Source organism: Pseudoselenomonas ruminis (assembly GCF_008271295.1).
Taxonomy (GTDB): domain Bacteria; phylum Bacillota; class Negativicutes; order Selenomonadales; family Selenomonadaceae; genus Selenomonas_A; species Selenomonas_A ruminis.
In genome coordinates this window covers 50,435-65,014 of sequence record NZ_VTOY01000001.1, presented here as the reverse complement: position 1 = coordinate 65,014, position 14,580 = coordinate 50,435, and the positions used below count along the sequence as shown (strand labels likewise).

Sequence of the window (14,580 nt, the reverse complement as noted above, 5' to 3'; positions counted from 1 at the left end):
TTGCTATCTATATTGGGATTATCCTGCAGCTCAAATGTTAGGGATTTCTTGATTTGTCCTCTAATAGCTCGTAACGCTTGCCGAAAGTACGGTCCGCAGAAGCGTCTCAACATGCGGTGCCATCCGCTGGTGCTCCCGTTTCCAGCGCTTCATGGTAGACTCGTCTGCTTCACAAATATCCGTGGACTTTCCATTTACGACCTCCTGTATAACGGAGGATTCGTAATGCTTGTAAGGACGGATGAAATCCGGTAGCTCTGTATGTGTATGACCACAGTTTGGGCAAATGCCTGCTGGCACATCCATATACACCCGGATGCCACATTTCAAGCGTACATAGCGGGAATGAGAACCATACCCGGATAACTGCGTATCTATGATGAACGGACTGCCCGCAGCTGACGACTTCATCAAGGAAATCGATGCCTGCATCACCGAAACGAAAACCAACCACGAGGAAAGGGTGAGTTATATGACCTACGAAATGAAAATGCGCGAAGCCCACGATGACGGCCGTGCTGAAGGACGTGCTGAAGGGCGTATCGAGGGAGAACGAAATGCTAACCTGCGTATAGCGAAACGAATGTTAGCAAAAAATAAATCCATAGAGGAAATCATCGAACTCGTCAACCTCTCACGCGAAGAAGTCGAAGAACTTGCCCTACAATCCAAATAATCCATAAAAAACATCGTTCTCATTTATTCGAGAACGATGTTTTTTATGGTAACAGTTCACTTTTCCCTCGCTATAGACAAGTTCGAACATTTGTGTTATTATAGATATAACAAACAAACGTTTTGTATAAGTTTTATCCATCGACAAAACTCATTTTCCAGCGTTATAATATAAGAAAGGAGTATCTGCCATGTCTGCCTATCATCGTGAAATTAAGCCTTGGGAGGAACTTACCATCATCGATGACTATATGTTCAAACTCGTTATGCGACACAAACGGTTTTGCAAGCGGCTCATCGAAAAAATCCTCAACATCAAGATTCGGGATATCACCTACCTGGAAGAAGAAAAATCCCTAAAAATGAAATACGACAGCAAAGGCATACGGCTCGATGTTTACGTCGAAGGTGATGACACAATTTATGATATCGAGATGCAAGTGCGCGATTATGGCGATCAGGAACTTGCCCAGCGTACCAGATACTACCAGTCTATGATTGATGTTGATTCCCTAGCCAGAGGGGCGCTGTACAAAGAGCTTCGCTCCTCCATCATCATCTTTCTTTGTCCGTTTGAACTCTTTGAACAAAACCGACATATCTATACATTCCGCAATCTCTGCATCGAAGACAAAAACCTCGAACTAAACGACGGTACTACCAAAATATTTCTCAGCAGCAAGGGTACCACCAACGATGTATCACCAGATGTAAAAGCATTCCTTGACTATATGAACGGACTGCCCGCAGCTGACGACTTCATAAAGGAAATCGATGCCTGCATCACCGAAACAAAAACCAACCATGAGGAAAGGGTGAGTTATATGACCTACGAAATGAAAATGCGTGAAGCACACGACGACGGCCGCGCTGAGGGCCGTGCTGAGGGTGAACGAAATGCTGATCTTCGTACAGCCAAACGAATGTTAGCAAAAAATAAATCCATAGAGGAAATCATCGAGCTCGTCAACCTCTCACGCGAAGAAGTCGAAGAACTTGCCCTGCAATCCAAATAATCCATAAAAACCCATCGTTCTCATTTATCCGAGGCCCAAAGGTACCACCAACGATGTATCACCAGATGTGAAAGCATTCCTTGATTATATGAACGGACTGCCCGCAGCTGACGACTTCATCAAGGAAATCGATGCCTGCATCACCGAAACAAAAACCAACCATGAGGAAAGGGTGAGTTATATGACCTACGAAATGAAAATGCGTGAAGCCCACGACGACGGCCGCGCTGAGGGACGTGCTGAAGGCCGTGCTGAGGGCCGCGCTGAAGGGCGTATTGAAGGAGAACGAAATGCTGACCTGCGTATAGCGAAACGAATGTTAGCCAAAAATAAATCCATTGAGGAAATCATCGAACTCGTCAACCTCTCACGCGAAGAAGTCGAAGAACTTGCCCTACAATCCAAATAATCCATAAAAAACATCGTTCTCATCTATCCGAGAACGATGTTTTTTATGGTAACAGTTCACTTTTCCATCACTATAGACATATTCGAACATTTGTGTTATTATAGATATAGCAAACAAATGTTTTATATAAGTTTTATCCATCGACAAAACTCATTTTCCAGCGTTATAATATAAGAAAGGAGTATCTGCCATGTCTGCCTATCATCGTGAAATCAAGCCTTGGGAGGAACTTACCATCATCGATGACTATATGTTCAAACTCGTTATGCGACACAAACGGTTTTGCAAGCGGCTCATCGAAAAAATCCTCAACATCAAGATTCGGGATATCACCTACCTGGAAGAAGAAAAATCTCTAAAAATGAAATACGACAGCAAAGGCATACGGCTCGATGTTTACGTCGAAGGTGATGACACAATTTATGATATCGAGATGCAAGTGCGCGATTATGGCGATCAGGAACTTGCCCAGCGAACCAGATACTACCAGTCTATGATTGATGTTGATTCCCTGGCCAGAGGCGCACTGTACAAGGAGCTTCGCTCCTCCATCATCATCTTTCTTTGTCCGTTTGAACTCTTTGAACAAAACCGACATATCTATACATTCCGCAATCTCTGCATCGAAGACAAAAACCTCGAACTAAACGACGGTACTACCAAAATATTTCTCAGCAGCAAGGGTACCGCTAACGATGTATCACCAGATATAAAAGCATTCCTTGACTATATGAACGGACTGCCCGCAGCTGACGACTTCATCAAGGAAATCGATGCCTGCATCACCAAAACGAAAACGAACCATGAGGAAAGGGTGAGTTATATGACCTATGAAATGAAAATGCGCGAAGCCCACGATGACGGCCGCGCTGAAGGGCGTGCTGAGGGACGCGAGGAAATGGCATCCAATTTGGCAATTGCTATGCTTCGTGATGGCAAACCCATTGAGGAAATCATCAAATACTCCCATCTTTCCGAAGCGCGCATACAAGAATTAGCCAAACAACTCTAATTCAATACAAAAAGCAGACCCCCATCGTTCTCATTTATCCGAGAACGATGGGGTTTTGCTTTCTGTATTTTCACTATCCTGCAACTCAAAATCAATCAGCCGCGAAAGATGCTCCTGTTTTGCCATAGGACGCTGGCGAAAACGTTCGAGAAGCGAAATCTCCTCTGGCAGCAAATGCTACCCCCTAAAAGGTCATCTACACGCACCTGAAACAGTGTCGCACGAATCTGTTGCAAATTCCTGGAAAGATCAGTCATCCTCTCACTTCCTCTGTTTTGTATCCCGGTGCGCCTCACCAGCCATATCCCCCAGCGCATACTCACAGCACTGCTGCACCAGATTATTGACTGACACCTCCTGCGCCTGCGCTACCTCCGTAAGCCGCTCCACCAAATCCACCGGCAACCGGAACGTCTTGTTAATCATCTCCGAATTCTTCTTTACTACAAACATCTACTCACCTCGCAGTTCCAATTAACTCCAACGAATATGTCAATTTTGACAAGTCAAAAGTCAAAATTGACCGGTCAACTGACAATTGACAAGTCAAATTGACATGTCAAATTCCACGAAAATAATCCATCGTTCGCCGCAAACCGTCTTCTAAGGAAACCTGCGGCTCCCAGCCAAGGCCAGCCTTTGCTTTTTGATTCGAAAGCATCGAACGGTATATATCTCCTTCGCGCACTGGCCAAAACTTAGGCGTAATCTCACAGCCCGAAACCTCACTCATGATACGTACTAAATCCAGCAGACTCGTCTCCGTCTGCGTACTAAGGTTATACACGGTATTCACGTTTTCCGTAGTCATTGCCTTGCAGATACCTCGGGCAATATCACCGGCATAAACAAAATCGCGCGTTTGCGTGCCGTCACCGTAAATCGTGATATCCTTACCCGCAGCAATTCGCTTGGCGAAAATACTGATGACGCCGCCTTCGCCTTTATCGCCCTGGCGCTCACCGTAGACATTCGCAAACCGGCAAATAACGTAATCCAAGCCATAATGCTGATGATAAAGCGCCAGATATTTCTCGACGCCAACCTTGGTAAGTCCATAAAACGACTGCGGCGAAAGTTCGTGGGACTCCAGCACTGGCAGCTCGTTCTCCACCACATCACCATAAGCAGCTGCCGTCGAAGCAAAAATCACCCGAGCACCACATTGCCGTGCAGCCTCCAACACATTTAGTGTCCCCATGATATTCTCCGAAGCATCAAACACTGGGTCTTTTATCGAAGCATCCACCATGGTTTGCGCCGCTAAATGTATAATGACATCAAATTTTTCTTGTTGAATTTTCTTCTTCGCTGTTGCATCTCGGATATCTTGTTGCCAGCAAGTAAATCCTCCTCCTGCCGGCAAATAATGCCTTCCCCCAGTGATAGCATTATCCATCACCACCAATTGATGATCTGTCTGCAAAAGTTGTCGAACTAAATGCGAGCCAATAAAACCTGCACCACCCGTTATAAGCCCTCTCATAAATAAGCCTCCTATTTTTTACCGATTGAGCTTAACATATAATTATTCTTTTACTTCTTATTTAATATATATCCAAACAAACTTTAAAATCACTCGGCATTTGTTTTCTTGAGCTCTAATACGGTACAACAATTTTTCCGCTGATCCACTATTCTTTTCTTTTGTAACAGCTTTATTATCTTTAGCCAAACAATAGACTTCATCACATAACATTTTTCCATTATAAGGAAGATATACAATTAACTGTGAAACGTACATATTAATATCTTCAAAAATCTTGTGTGTATCAACTTCTTTTTCTGCCGCTACATCTATACACGTTCTTTCTGCCGCATATAAATTTGCCTTACCATACGTGCCTGTTTCACCCATCGACAACGATTATCTACAATCCTCCTTTTTCAATTTTCGTTCCCGATACGCATTAGCGGTGGTAGCTACCGTTGTAATAATTACAGCGATAACGGCTTTAGAATAATCTTCATAAAATAATACTCCCTCATTATTTAAATCGATAAGCATATATAGGATAACAATCAAACCATTCAATAAAAACCATCATGCTAGATAAAACAAACTTTAATTTACATGTTATTATATTTTATCCGTTTCATTAAATATTCACTTAGAGCAAAATCATATTTGTCATCGATATCTATACTTCTAATTTTATCCATAATGAAGGCAATTTCTCTATCATCCTCTAATTTAACACCAGCATCTCCATATACTAACTGCCGAATATATATTGCTCCATTTATCCGATAATAAATCTCAAGGTTCTGTCGCGGAACGTCTGTATGACGATATCGAAAATCTGTTAACATCCCATCTTCATCTAAAGTCATAGTCCATAGTGGCGAATGATCTACTTCACAAACCGATGTTACCGCATTTACATTCTTTTCTTGAAAAACTTTGTACGCCCCGACAATATCTTCTCCAGTTCGCAAAGGTGATGTAGGCTGCAATAAACATACGGTATCAAACCTTCTATCTATATCTCTATACCTACGAATCACCTCTAGCACGGTATCCCAACTGCTTGCATTATCAGAGCTATTCTCTGCCGACCGCAAGAATGGTACACTAGCACCATATTCTACAGCAATATCCGCATATTTCTGTGAATCCGTAGACACCATAACTTCATCAAACAGACCTGATGCCTTGGCGGCATCAATACTATACGCCAACATCGGCTTGCCATCCATCAATTTAATATTCTTATCTTTGAGCCCTTTTGAGCCACTCCTCGCTGGAATAATTGCTATATTTTTCATTTTATTTTTTCATCTTCCTTATATGCATGTCTCGCCGATTCTCCAAGTATATACCAAATATCCATTGGACTTATCCCTCGACCAGCTCTCTTGACAGTCAAATTGTCCAAGGTAAATATCTCTCCAGCCTCAATATTCTTGGCTGCGACTAAACTTTTACGCACGATAGGAATATTAGGCACCTCATCAGCAGCGGGAATCTTTATGCCTGTACCAATAGACTGTTCTACCGTGCGAATTGCCTGCACCATAGCCTTTAACTCATTCGGTTCTAAAGACGCCTTATGATCCGGCCCAGGCATATCTTTATCCAGCGTGAAATGTTTTTCAATAATTACAGCCACTCTGGCAACTGCTGCCACAGGAATAGTTATTCCCTCCGTATGATCAGAATAACCAACTGACAGGCCAAAAGCCTGCGCCATGGTTTCCATAGCTTTAAGATTGGCCTGCGACGGCGGTGCTGGATATTGCGTGGTGCAATGCAGCAGCTGTACTTTTTCTCGCAAAATATCCTGTCCATCAACAGACACATATGCTTGCTGAACCACCTGAAAATCAGCAGGAAAATCTTCATGTAAATAACCATACGCCAGTACAGCCAAAGCCTGTTCTATTTCCCCTAGTGTTGCCATCCCCGTAGATAAAACGATAGGCTTTTGTGTTTGCGCAATTTCCAGTAGAAACGGCGCATTCGTAATTTCTCTAGAAGTCACCTTGATAAATGGCATATCCAGTCCATTTGTCAAAAAATGCAAACTTTCACTATCAAACGATGTGGAAATAAAATCTACACCACAATCCTGACACAACTGCTGAAGTTCTACATAATCCTTGTCCAATAACGTCAGTTTCTGCAGCATCTCCAGCTGGCTCTCTTGCTTACCAGTAGTTACTTTTTGATAAGCCGCCTTTTCCGCAGATTGTGTTACCAGTTTTTCCGGCCGAAAGGTCTGGAACTTTACCGCATCTACACCAGCCTCCGCGCCTGCACGAACCAATCTGCGTGCTAATTCCATATCTTCATTATGGTTTACGCCTGCTTCAGCAATAATATATATGGTCTTTTCTCAATACAGATTACACCTCCGGCCAGTCATAAAATTTTTTCTTCAAGTCAATCGGGGAGCTAATCACTGTAACTACTTCTCGTGCGATTTTTTCTGCAGCATGTCCATCCCCATAAGGGCTGACAACTTGTTTACAAATCTGCTGATGTTCTTCACTCATAGCCACTTCCATAGCCTGCATAATCTCCTCCGCAGCAGCACCACAGTTTATGATACTTGCCGATTGATATCGGCCACGTTGACGATTACCGATATTGACTGTCGGCACATGCAACGCCGGAGCCTCAATGATTCCACTAGATGAATTTCCCAAAACAAACTTGGCATACTTCATCAAAGACAGATACCGCCTTACGCCTAATGAGGTAAATACATGGACATTCGGTAAATCCGCTGCATCCAGCAGCGCATTGATTCTTGCCCCCCCTTGATCAGCATTGGATTTTGTAACGATGAACTGCATCTGTGGGAAAGCTTGCAACGCCGCTAAAAAATCTTTCACCTGTTTAGCCACGTCATCCGCTTCCATTGTTACAGGGTGATAAGTAGCAAGAGCATAATCACACATATCAACCCCCACGCTTTTTAATGCTTCAGCTTTGCTCATATCCACAACAGTCAAAATGTTATCAATACTAGTAGAACCAACATTAAACACCCGAGCAGGATCTTCTCCCAGTTGAATAACTCTTCTCCTGCTTTCTTCATTCGTCACAAAATGCAGATAACTAATCTTGGTTATAGCATGACGAATCCATTCATCCATCGCACCTTCTGTGGTATCACCGCCACAGAGATGAAATACTGGAGTTTGCGTATTCCCCGCCGCAATAGAAACCATCAACATTTCATAGCGATCTCCCAACAAAACAACAGCTTGATAGCATTCAATTGCAAACAAACGAGTAAATTTAACCAAAGTCGCTGCTTGATTGCTAGAAATATCCAATGCCGTAGACGAGTCCAAAGGAATCTCTATTCGCTTGTCTATTCGCTGACCGGATTTTTCTATCTCCTGTACTGTCATTCCATACTGTTGACTTAAATGAGTACCTGTAACAATCAATTCTACCGTCAAAATATCATTTTCATATTTTCTCAATTCCGTAATTATCGGTGCTAATAATCCATACTCAGCTCTAGTAGCTGTCACAATCGCAATTTTTTTCATAGCACAATTAACTCGTCCTCACAAAAATCTCTCACAGCCCTTGTCCCCAACACATTTTTCCAATGCATGGGATTAATTCCTGTTCCAGGGCGCTTTGTTGTAATATTATCTTCCGTCAAAATCTCTCCAGCAGCAATATTTCGCTTTGCTACTATGCTTTTACGTGCAACAACCCTGTTTGCTATTTCATCGACAGATGGTTTTTTTTCTTCTGTTCCTAAAGCTGATTCAACCTTACGAATCCCCCTGACCATCGCTTTTAGTTCTTCCGGTTCCAAACTTGCTTTATGGTCTGGACCTGGGAGGCTTCGGTCTAACGTAAAATGCTTTTCGATTATTTCAGCGCCCAAAGCTACAGCAGCTAAATCCACCTCAATTCCCTGCGTATGATCTGAATACCCAACAGGACATCTAAAATGTTTTTTCAAATTTTTCATTACATTTAAATTTACTTTCTCAATAGGTGTAGGATATTCCGTCGTACAATGAAGAATCGATATTTTACCAGCACCATTGTCTTTCAGCAAATTAACTGCATCCTCAATTTCCGATATTTCAGCCATCCCTGTAGATAAAATAACTTCTTTATGTGTTTTTGCTATTTCCACTAGATAAGGATAATTGGTAATCTCTCCGGATGGAATTTTCCAGATATTCTGCATGTCATTTAGAAAATGAATACTATCAATATCAAAAGGCGTAGATAAAAACTTTATTCCAACCTTCTTGCAGTACCCCGATAATTCGATAAAATCATCAAAACTCAAAAGTATTTTTTTGAGCATATCTTTCTGACTTTCCTCTACACCAATATTTTTCTTTTGATACTCAGCCATCTGAGCATTCTTTGATACCAACGAATCAAGTTTTGCCGTCTGAAATTTTACAACATCCGCACCGCATTCATAAGCTGTATCTACTAACTTTTTTGCCATTTCTAAACTACCATTATGGTTAACACCCGCTTCAGCTATTATCAAAGTCTTGCCCATTGTCATATCTCCTTAATATTTGTAAAATCCCTGACCAGATTTTCGTCCCAACTTCCCTTCTCTAACCATTCTCTTCAGCATTGGCTGTGGCAAGTAACGATTATTCCCTGTTTCTTTCAACATAACGTCTAAAATTGCCAAAACTACATCTAATCCTATAAGATCTGCCAACGCCAACGGCCCCATGGGATGATTAGCCCCCAGTTGCAAAGCAGTATCAATATCTTTCACAGTGGCCACGCCTTCAGCATAGATACTGACAGCTTCATTTATCATAGGGATTAGTACACGATTAACTACAAATCCGGGAGCTTCCCTGACTTCCACAGGTGTTTTCCCAATATCTCTAGCAATCTGCATAACCTGTGCCAGCATATCATCCGTTGTATCGTCTGTTGCAATCACCTCTACCAGTTTCATGACTGGAGCAGGATTAAAGAAATGCATTCCCAATAATGAATGCTTTAATCCTGCACCTATTGCCTGTATCGGTAATGACGATGTATTCGTAGCAAAAATTGTATGACTATCACATAACACATCTAGTTTTTCGAATATCTCTCGTTTTACTTCCAATTTTTCTGCTACAGCTTCAATCAAAATATCTGCACTTTTGCTATCCTCCAATTCTCCTGATTCAATCTTTGCTAAAAAATTTTCTGCCTGCTTAGGACTCAGTTTCTCTTTTTTTACCAATCTAGCATATACTTCAACGATTTTATCCTTACCATTCTTTGATGTTGGGCGTCCTTTACAAAGGAAAACCCTCTCTACTTTATCACACTGAGAAAACACCTGCGCAATAGATGTCCCCAATGTTCCCGTTCCGATTACTGCGACCTTCACTTTTCACACCTCTTTATCAACGTGGAACACCCCATGCCACCACCTATACAAAGTGTTGCCATCCCTTTTTGCCCCGGTTTAAGTTCATGAATCAACGTAACCATAATCCTTGCACCAGATGCCCCCACTGGATGCCCAAGCGCAATAGCTCCACCATGTATATTTACTTTATTTTGAGGCAATAAAAGCTCTCTCTGTACTGCTATAGATTGCGATGCAAAGGCCTCATTAGCTTCGATTAAATCTATATCTTCTATTTGCATAGACAACTTATTCATCAATTTCTTCGTGCTTTCTACAGGACCTATTCCCATAACAGCAGGGTCAACGCCACCTAAAGCACCATCTATCCATTCAACCTGCGGATGCAGATTCAATTCTTTGATTTTTTTTTCTGAAACGAGCACCATTGCTGCAGCCCCGTCATTGATTCCAGAACTATTTCCAGCTGTCACAATACCATCCGGTTTAAAGACAGCTTTTAGTTTTGCCAAATCTTCCACCGTTACATCTGGTCGGGGAGCCTCATCAGTATCAACTATAATATCTCCCTTTTTATTTTTCACTGTAATAGAAATAATTTCATCCTTAAATTTCCCTTGCGAAATTGCAATAGCTGCTTTTCTTTGACTTATCACAGCAAATTCATCGAGCTCATCTCTTGTTAAGCCATATTTTTCTGCGATATTTTCTGCAGTAATCCCCATGTGATAATCATTAATTGCATCCCATAAGGCATCATTCACCATAGTATCAACTAAGGGCGTATCTAGCATAGGACTTCCCATACGATATCCAAAACGCGCATTCTTTAACGCAAACGGTGCATTTGACATTGACTCAGTACCGCCAGCTATTACAACATCTACCGTCCCTGTTTGAATCAGGCGAGCAGCAGTATTTATGGCATCTAATCCAGAACCACAGACAATATTAAGCGTTTCTGCGGTTACCTTATAGGGAAGTCCTGCACGTATAGCTGCTTGTCTGGCAATATTCTGCCCTAATCCAGCTTGCAGAACACATCCCATGTATACATGATCTACTTCATCTGCAGAGATTCCACTACGCTCTATTGCTTCACGTATAACCAACGCACCAAGGTCGATAGCTGAAAGTGATGACAAAGCACCTCCCATCTTACCAATCGGCGTACGACACGCTCCCATTATATAAACTTTATGCATTGACTTGCTCCTCCCTGACTTTTATAACTTTAGCAGGGACACCAACAGCCGTGCAATTTGCAGGCAAATCTTTGTTAACAACTGCACCCGCACCTACAATCGTATTATGTTCTATTATAAGCCCCTGTATAATCTGTGTTCCGGTTCCAATATTACAACCATTGCTAATATGCGTATTCCCAGAGATATTTACACTTGGATTTATCGTTACAAAATCATCTATATGCACATCATGACCTACAGTACAATCAAGATTTATAATATTGCAATTTCCAATAGATATATCCACCGTCATAATTGTTCCAGCACAGATAATATTGCCTTCCCCCATTGTTATTTTAGTTGAATGTTTAACATCAGGATCTAATAAGTTAGGGAATTTTATTTTGGAATTTCTTTTGTATCTATTGTATATTTTATCCCGTATATTAGACGTCCCAATAGCAATAACAACATTGAGCTCATGACCATAATTTAGAACAAAGTCATCATCACCTATTACTTGAGGTTTATTCTTAACCTTGTCAATAAATCCTAAAAAATTCCACGTAGGTTCTTTTTGGTTAATTCTCTCGACTAACCATTCTACTTCTTTAGCAAAACCACCATCACCAATAATTACTAAATCTTTCAAAGAAAGCACCTCTCACATAAATATCAAATCTATCTTATGCGATATCTTTTTAAAATCTACTTATACAACCTTAACTGATACAACAAGAACTTTTTCCTCAACAGCAACATCTCTTATCGCAACCACGTCGGCTCCTACTAAAGATTTTCCACCTTTTTCTTAGGAAATAGGTCCGTCCCACATGACTTCCTGTACATATGCAAACGCCATCAGACAATGCACAATAAATACCAATAGCATGTTCATAATCTACAATTGCTCCAATACTGATAAGTGAGTTTGCTGCTATTTTAGTGCGCAGACTCGTGTCCCCAACCGGCCCCAGCCCATCGATAAGCTCCACCGCATCACAGGAGTATGTATCAATCGCACTATCATTCCTACTAATTGATCCCCCCTATTCTCGAAGGTATAAGCATTTGTCCAACATTCCTAGCACTTTAATTCCTGCAAACGCAAGCAATCCATAAGCACCTTGGCATAAACACCAGCACCAATGATAATCACCGGTTTATCCATACGAATACACCTGCCTCTTATCCCTTCTCCGAAATGATGTTCAGTTTCTGCTCCATCCGCTTCATTTCCTCGAACTCGCCCATATCCAGGAACGAATCCTCGCTTATCGGATAGGTACCGACCTTGCCACCATTAGCCATGACTTTTTCCACTAAATGCGTCATGTGGAACATCGTATCATCTGGTATCAGCTCTATTGTTTCCGGATTGATGACATACATGCCTGTATTGATGAAATACGACAGTTTCGGTTTCTCCTCCATAGCGAGCAGTTCGCCCTGCTCACCGGAATGCGTTACGCCATAGGGAACCGTGATGTTTTTCAACGCCGAAACCATAGTGATATCGTTGCCCGCCTTGACATGATGCTCATAAATATCCGCGTAATCTGCACGGATAAGGGCATCACAGTTGGTGACGAATAACGGACAATCGAATTTCTCCTCAATCAACTTGATGCTGCCACCTGTGCCCAGCGGCTTGTTCTCTTCAACAAAAACCACCTCATAGTCCGGTGCCAAATCATTGAAATACGACCGCATCATTCCTTTTTTGTAATTGACTGTCATAAAGTACCGAGCAATACCATACTCGACATAGCAGTCAATGATCCGTTCTACAATCGGCGTATCGCCAATCGGTATAAGTGGCTTAGGCAGAATCTTTGTATAGGGATAAAGCCGTGTTCCCTTGCCACCAGCCATAATTACCACTGGCACACCCTTTAGGCTTTTCTTTTCTTTCTGCACTTTGCTGACTTCTCGCAGCAAAACAATGTCAAGAATCCTCTTGTCCTCATCGACCAGCGGAATCGCCGTGATAACCTTGTCCAGCATCACGGACTTCGCTTTATACCGCTCATCTTCATGGAGATACACTGGCTTTTTGTGCATAACCTTTTCTACAGACGCACTAAGCTCGCCGCCTTTCAATATCCAGCGCCGTATATCGCCATCTGTTATGCAGCCGATAAGACTACCCTTTCCATCTACAATAAATAACAAGTCTCCAGACGAGGCATGCTTGTCAATCCGGTTCATTGCCTCCACCACATTCAGAGGCAGCTTACCCGTAAACTCCCTGACCTGCTCCCTATTCATGAGCAAACGCCTCCAATACAGCCTTTACCTGCTCAACCACATACTCAATATCTTCCTTGGTAATCTGAGTACTCGACGGGATATTGAGGATTCGCTCCGCATAGTACGGAGCCTTTTCCAACTGATAGGTTTTCTCGTGCTGATAAGGAATCTGCTCGTTGATAAGTCCCCATATAGCTCTGGTCTGGACGCCCTTCTCTTCCAACGCCGTGATGATTTCCCGCATGCTGGCCTTGACTTTGTCCCGATTGATTTCCAGCGAATAGAACCACATATTCGAGTAGGTATCCTCGCGGAAACCAATCATATGACCAAGCTCAAAACCATCAAACAACTGGCCATAAAGATTGTAGTTTGCCTGCTTGCGACGGATAAACTCCGGCAGCTCCTCCATCTGCGCCACACCAAGCGCCGCCTGCAGATTCGTCATGCGGTAATTGTAGCCGATTTCATTGTGAATATAGTAATGGACATCATTTTTGGCCTGCGTGGACAGATAACGCAGATGGTCTACAACCTTCGAATCATTAGCCGTTACCGCACCACCGCCGCCAGTCGTGATAATCTTATTACCGTTGAAGGAATAGCAGCCGAAATCACCAATGGTGCCCGCATATTTTCCAGCATACACTCCATCTATGTATCGCGTCCCCAAAGCCTCCGTTGCATCCTCGATGACTTTGATGTTATAATCACGGGCAATTTCCATGATAGCTGCCATGTCTGCCATATTGCCAAATACATGTACAACTACGACTGCCTTTACGGGATTACCCTGGTATTTGAGCTGATTATTCGCAAAACTGCATTCGTTCGCACAGAAATCCCGCAGCTTTACCGGATCCATACAGAAACTATCATCGCAATCAATGAATACCGGCGTAGCAAACTGGTACTTCACCGGATTGACTGCCGCAATGAAGGTCAGCGGCGGCACCAGAACAACATCACCAGGACGGACACCTGCCTCCACCATAGAAAGATGCAATGCCGCTGTACCGCTCTGGCAGGCAGCCACATTATCCGTATGCAGGAATTCTGCCAATGATGCTTCCATTTTCTTGATATAAGCACCGCCAGTAGAAACCCATCCCTGCTCTACCGCATCATTCACATATTTCTTTTCATTGCCTTCAAAGTTCGGTATAGATAAAGGTACAAATCTGCTCATCACCCAGTC

The 14,580-nt window shown here is 42.5% G+C and carries 18 protein-coding genes; 4 read left to right on the top strand and 14 right to left on the bottom strand.

What is annotated here, in order from left to right; genetic code table 11:
• Window positions 1–60: 60 nt before the first annotated feature.
• On the bottom strand, window positions 61–411 hold the full coding sequence (locus FZ040_RS00300) for a DUF6431 domain-containing protein (RefSeq protein WP_255448727.1): 351 nt from the start codon (window positions 409–411) through the stop codon (window positions 61–63).
• Between FZ040_RS00300 and FZ040_RS00295 the strand changes: the two genes are divergently transcribed.
• The 4 genes from FZ040_RS00295 to FZ040_RS00280 all read left to right on the top strand — a co-directional run bounded on the left by FZ040_RS00295 (window position 377) and on the right by FZ040_RS00280 (window position 3,112).
• Window positions 377–676, top strand: a complete 300-nt coding sequence (locus FZ040_RS00295; protein ID WP_149170158.1) for a hypothetical protein — start codon at window positions 377–379, stop codon at window positions 674–676. The two genes, FZ040_RS00300 and FZ040_RS00295, sit on opposite strands and share 35 nt — an antisense overlap.
• A gap of 190 nt (window positions 677–866) precedes the next feature.
• Window positions 867–1,691 (top strand): Rpn family recombination-promoting nuclease/putative transposase, encoded by an 825-nt coding sequence (locus tag FZ040_RS00290; protein ID WP_149170157.1) that lies wholly within the window; start codon window positions 867–869, stop codon window positions 1,689–1,691.
• Between the two features lie 67 nt (window positions 1,692–1,758).
• Window positions 1,759–2,100: an RpnC/YadD family protein gene (locus tag FZ040_RS00285; protein ID WP_149170156.1), complete on the top strand. Its 342-nt coding sequence runs from the start codon at window positions 1,759–1,761 to the stop codon at window positions 2,098–2,100.
• Window positions 2,101–2,290: 190 nt separating this feature from the next.
• Window positions 2,291–3,112 (top strand): Rpn family recombination-promoting nuclease/putative transposase, encoded by an 822-nt coding sequence (locus tag FZ040_RS00280; protein ID WP_149170155.1) that lies wholly within the window; start codon window positions 2,291–2,293, stop codon window positions 3,110–3,112.
• Window positions 3,113–3,142: 30 nt separating this feature from the next.
• On the opposite strand, the gene FZ040_RS13895 is transcribed toward FZ040_RS00280, so the two are convergent.
• From FZ040_RS13895 to FZ040_RS00220, 13 genes are all read right to left on the bottom strand, one after another.
• A complete protein-coding gene (locus FZ040_RS13895) occupies window positions 3,143–3,286 on the bottom strand; it encodes a hypothetical protein (RefSeq protein WP_187620178.1) in 144 nt (47 codons plus the stop codon).
• 87 nt (window positions 3,287–3,373) lie between these two features.
• Window positions 3,374–3,565, bottom strand: coding sequence for a toxin-antitoxin system HicB family antitoxin (locus tag FZ040_RS00275; protein ID WP_149170154.1), 192 nt, complete (start codon window positions 3,563–3,565; stop codon window positions 3,374–3,376).
• A gap of 106 nt (window positions 3,566–3,671) precedes the next feature.
• Window positions 3,672–4,598, bottom strand: a complete 927-nt coding sequence (locus FZ040_RS00270; RefSeq protein WP_149170153.1) for an NAD-dependent epimerase/dehydratase family protein — start codon at window positions 4,596–4,598, stop codon at window positions 3,672–3,674.
• A 57-nt stretch (window positions 4,599–4,655) separates the two neighbouring features.
• Window positions 4,656–4,976: a hypothetical protein gene (locus FZ040_RS00265; protein WP_149170152.1), complete on the bottom strand. Its 321-nt coding sequence runs from the start codon at window positions 4,974–4,976 to the stop codon at window positions 4,656–4,658.
• Window positions 4,977–5,182: 206 nt separating this feature from the next.
• Window positions 5,183–5,881 carry an acylneuraminate cytidylyltransferase family protein gene (locus FZ040_RS00260; RefSeq protein ID WP_149170151.1) on the bottom strand — a complete coding sequence of 233 codons (699 nt, stop codon included), beginning with the start codon at window positions 5,879–5,881 and terminating at the stop codon, window positions 5,183–5,185.
• Window positions 5,878–6,933 (bottom strand): N-acetylneuraminate synthase, encoded by a 1,056-nt coding sequence (gene neuB, locus FZ040_RS00255; RefSeq protein ID WP_304621457.1) that lies wholly within the window; start codon window positions 6,931–6,933, stop codon window positions 5,878–5,880. The genes FZ040_RS00260 and neuB (FZ040_RS00255) overlap by 4 nt, the downstream gene beginning before the upstream one ends.
• 28 nt (window positions 6,934–6,961) lie before the next feature.
• Window positions 6,962–8,122, bottom strand: a complete 1,161-nt coding sequence (gene neuC, locus FZ040_RS00250) for a UDP-N-acetylglucosamine 2-epimerase (protein ID WP_149170149.1) — start codon at window positions 8,120–8,122, stop codon at window positions 6,962–6,964.
• Window positions 8,119–9,114: an N-acetylneuraminate synthase gene (gene neuB / locus FZ040_RS00245; protein ID WP_149170148.1), complete on the bottom strand. Its 996-nt coding sequence runs from the start codon at window positions 9,112–9,114 to the stop codon at window positions 8,119–8,121. Before neuB (FZ040_RS00245) ends, neuC begins: the two co-directional genes overlap by 4 nt.
• Window positions 9,115–9,126: 12 nt before the next feature.
• The gene (locus FZ040_RS00240; protein WP_149170147.1) at window positions 9,127–9,960 is read right to left on the bottom strand and encodes a 3-hydroxyacyl-CoA dehydrogenase family protein; all 834 of its coding nucleotides are present in this window, start codon (window positions 9,958–9,960) and stop codon (window positions 9,127–9,129) included.
• Window positions 9,957–11,147, bottom strand: coding sequence for a thiolase family protein (locus tag FZ040_RS00235; protein ID WP_149170146.1), 1,191 nt, complete (start codon window positions 11,145–11,147; stop codon window positions 9,957–9,959). The genes FZ040_RS00240 and FZ040_RS00235 overlap by 4 nt, the downstream gene beginning before the upstream one ends.
• Window positions 11,140–11,781: an acetyltransferase gene (locus tag FZ040_RS00230; RefSeq protein WP_149170145.1), complete on the bottom strand. Its 642-nt coding sequence runs from the start codon at window positions 11,779–11,781 to the stop codon at window positions 11,140–11,142. The genes FZ040_RS00235 and FZ040_RS00230 overlap by 8 nt, the downstream gene beginning before the upstream one ends.
• A 536-nt stretch (window positions 11,782–12,317) precedes the next feature.
• Window positions 12,318–13,400: a nucleotidyltransferase family protein gene (locus FZ040_RS00225; protein WP_149170144.1), complete on the bottom strand. Its 1,083-nt coding sequence runs from the start codon at window positions 13,398–13,400 to the stop codon at window positions 12,318–12,320.
• Complete coding sequence (locus tag FZ040_RS00220; RefSeq protein WP_187620177.1) at window positions 13,393–14,571, bottom strand: LegC family aminotransferase; 1,179 nt, start codon at window positions 14,569–14,571, stop codon at window positions 13,393–13,395. Before FZ040_RS00220 ends, FZ040_RS00225 begins: the two co-directional genes overlap by 8 nt.
• Between the last annotated feature and the right edge of the window lie 9 nt (window positions 14,572–14,580).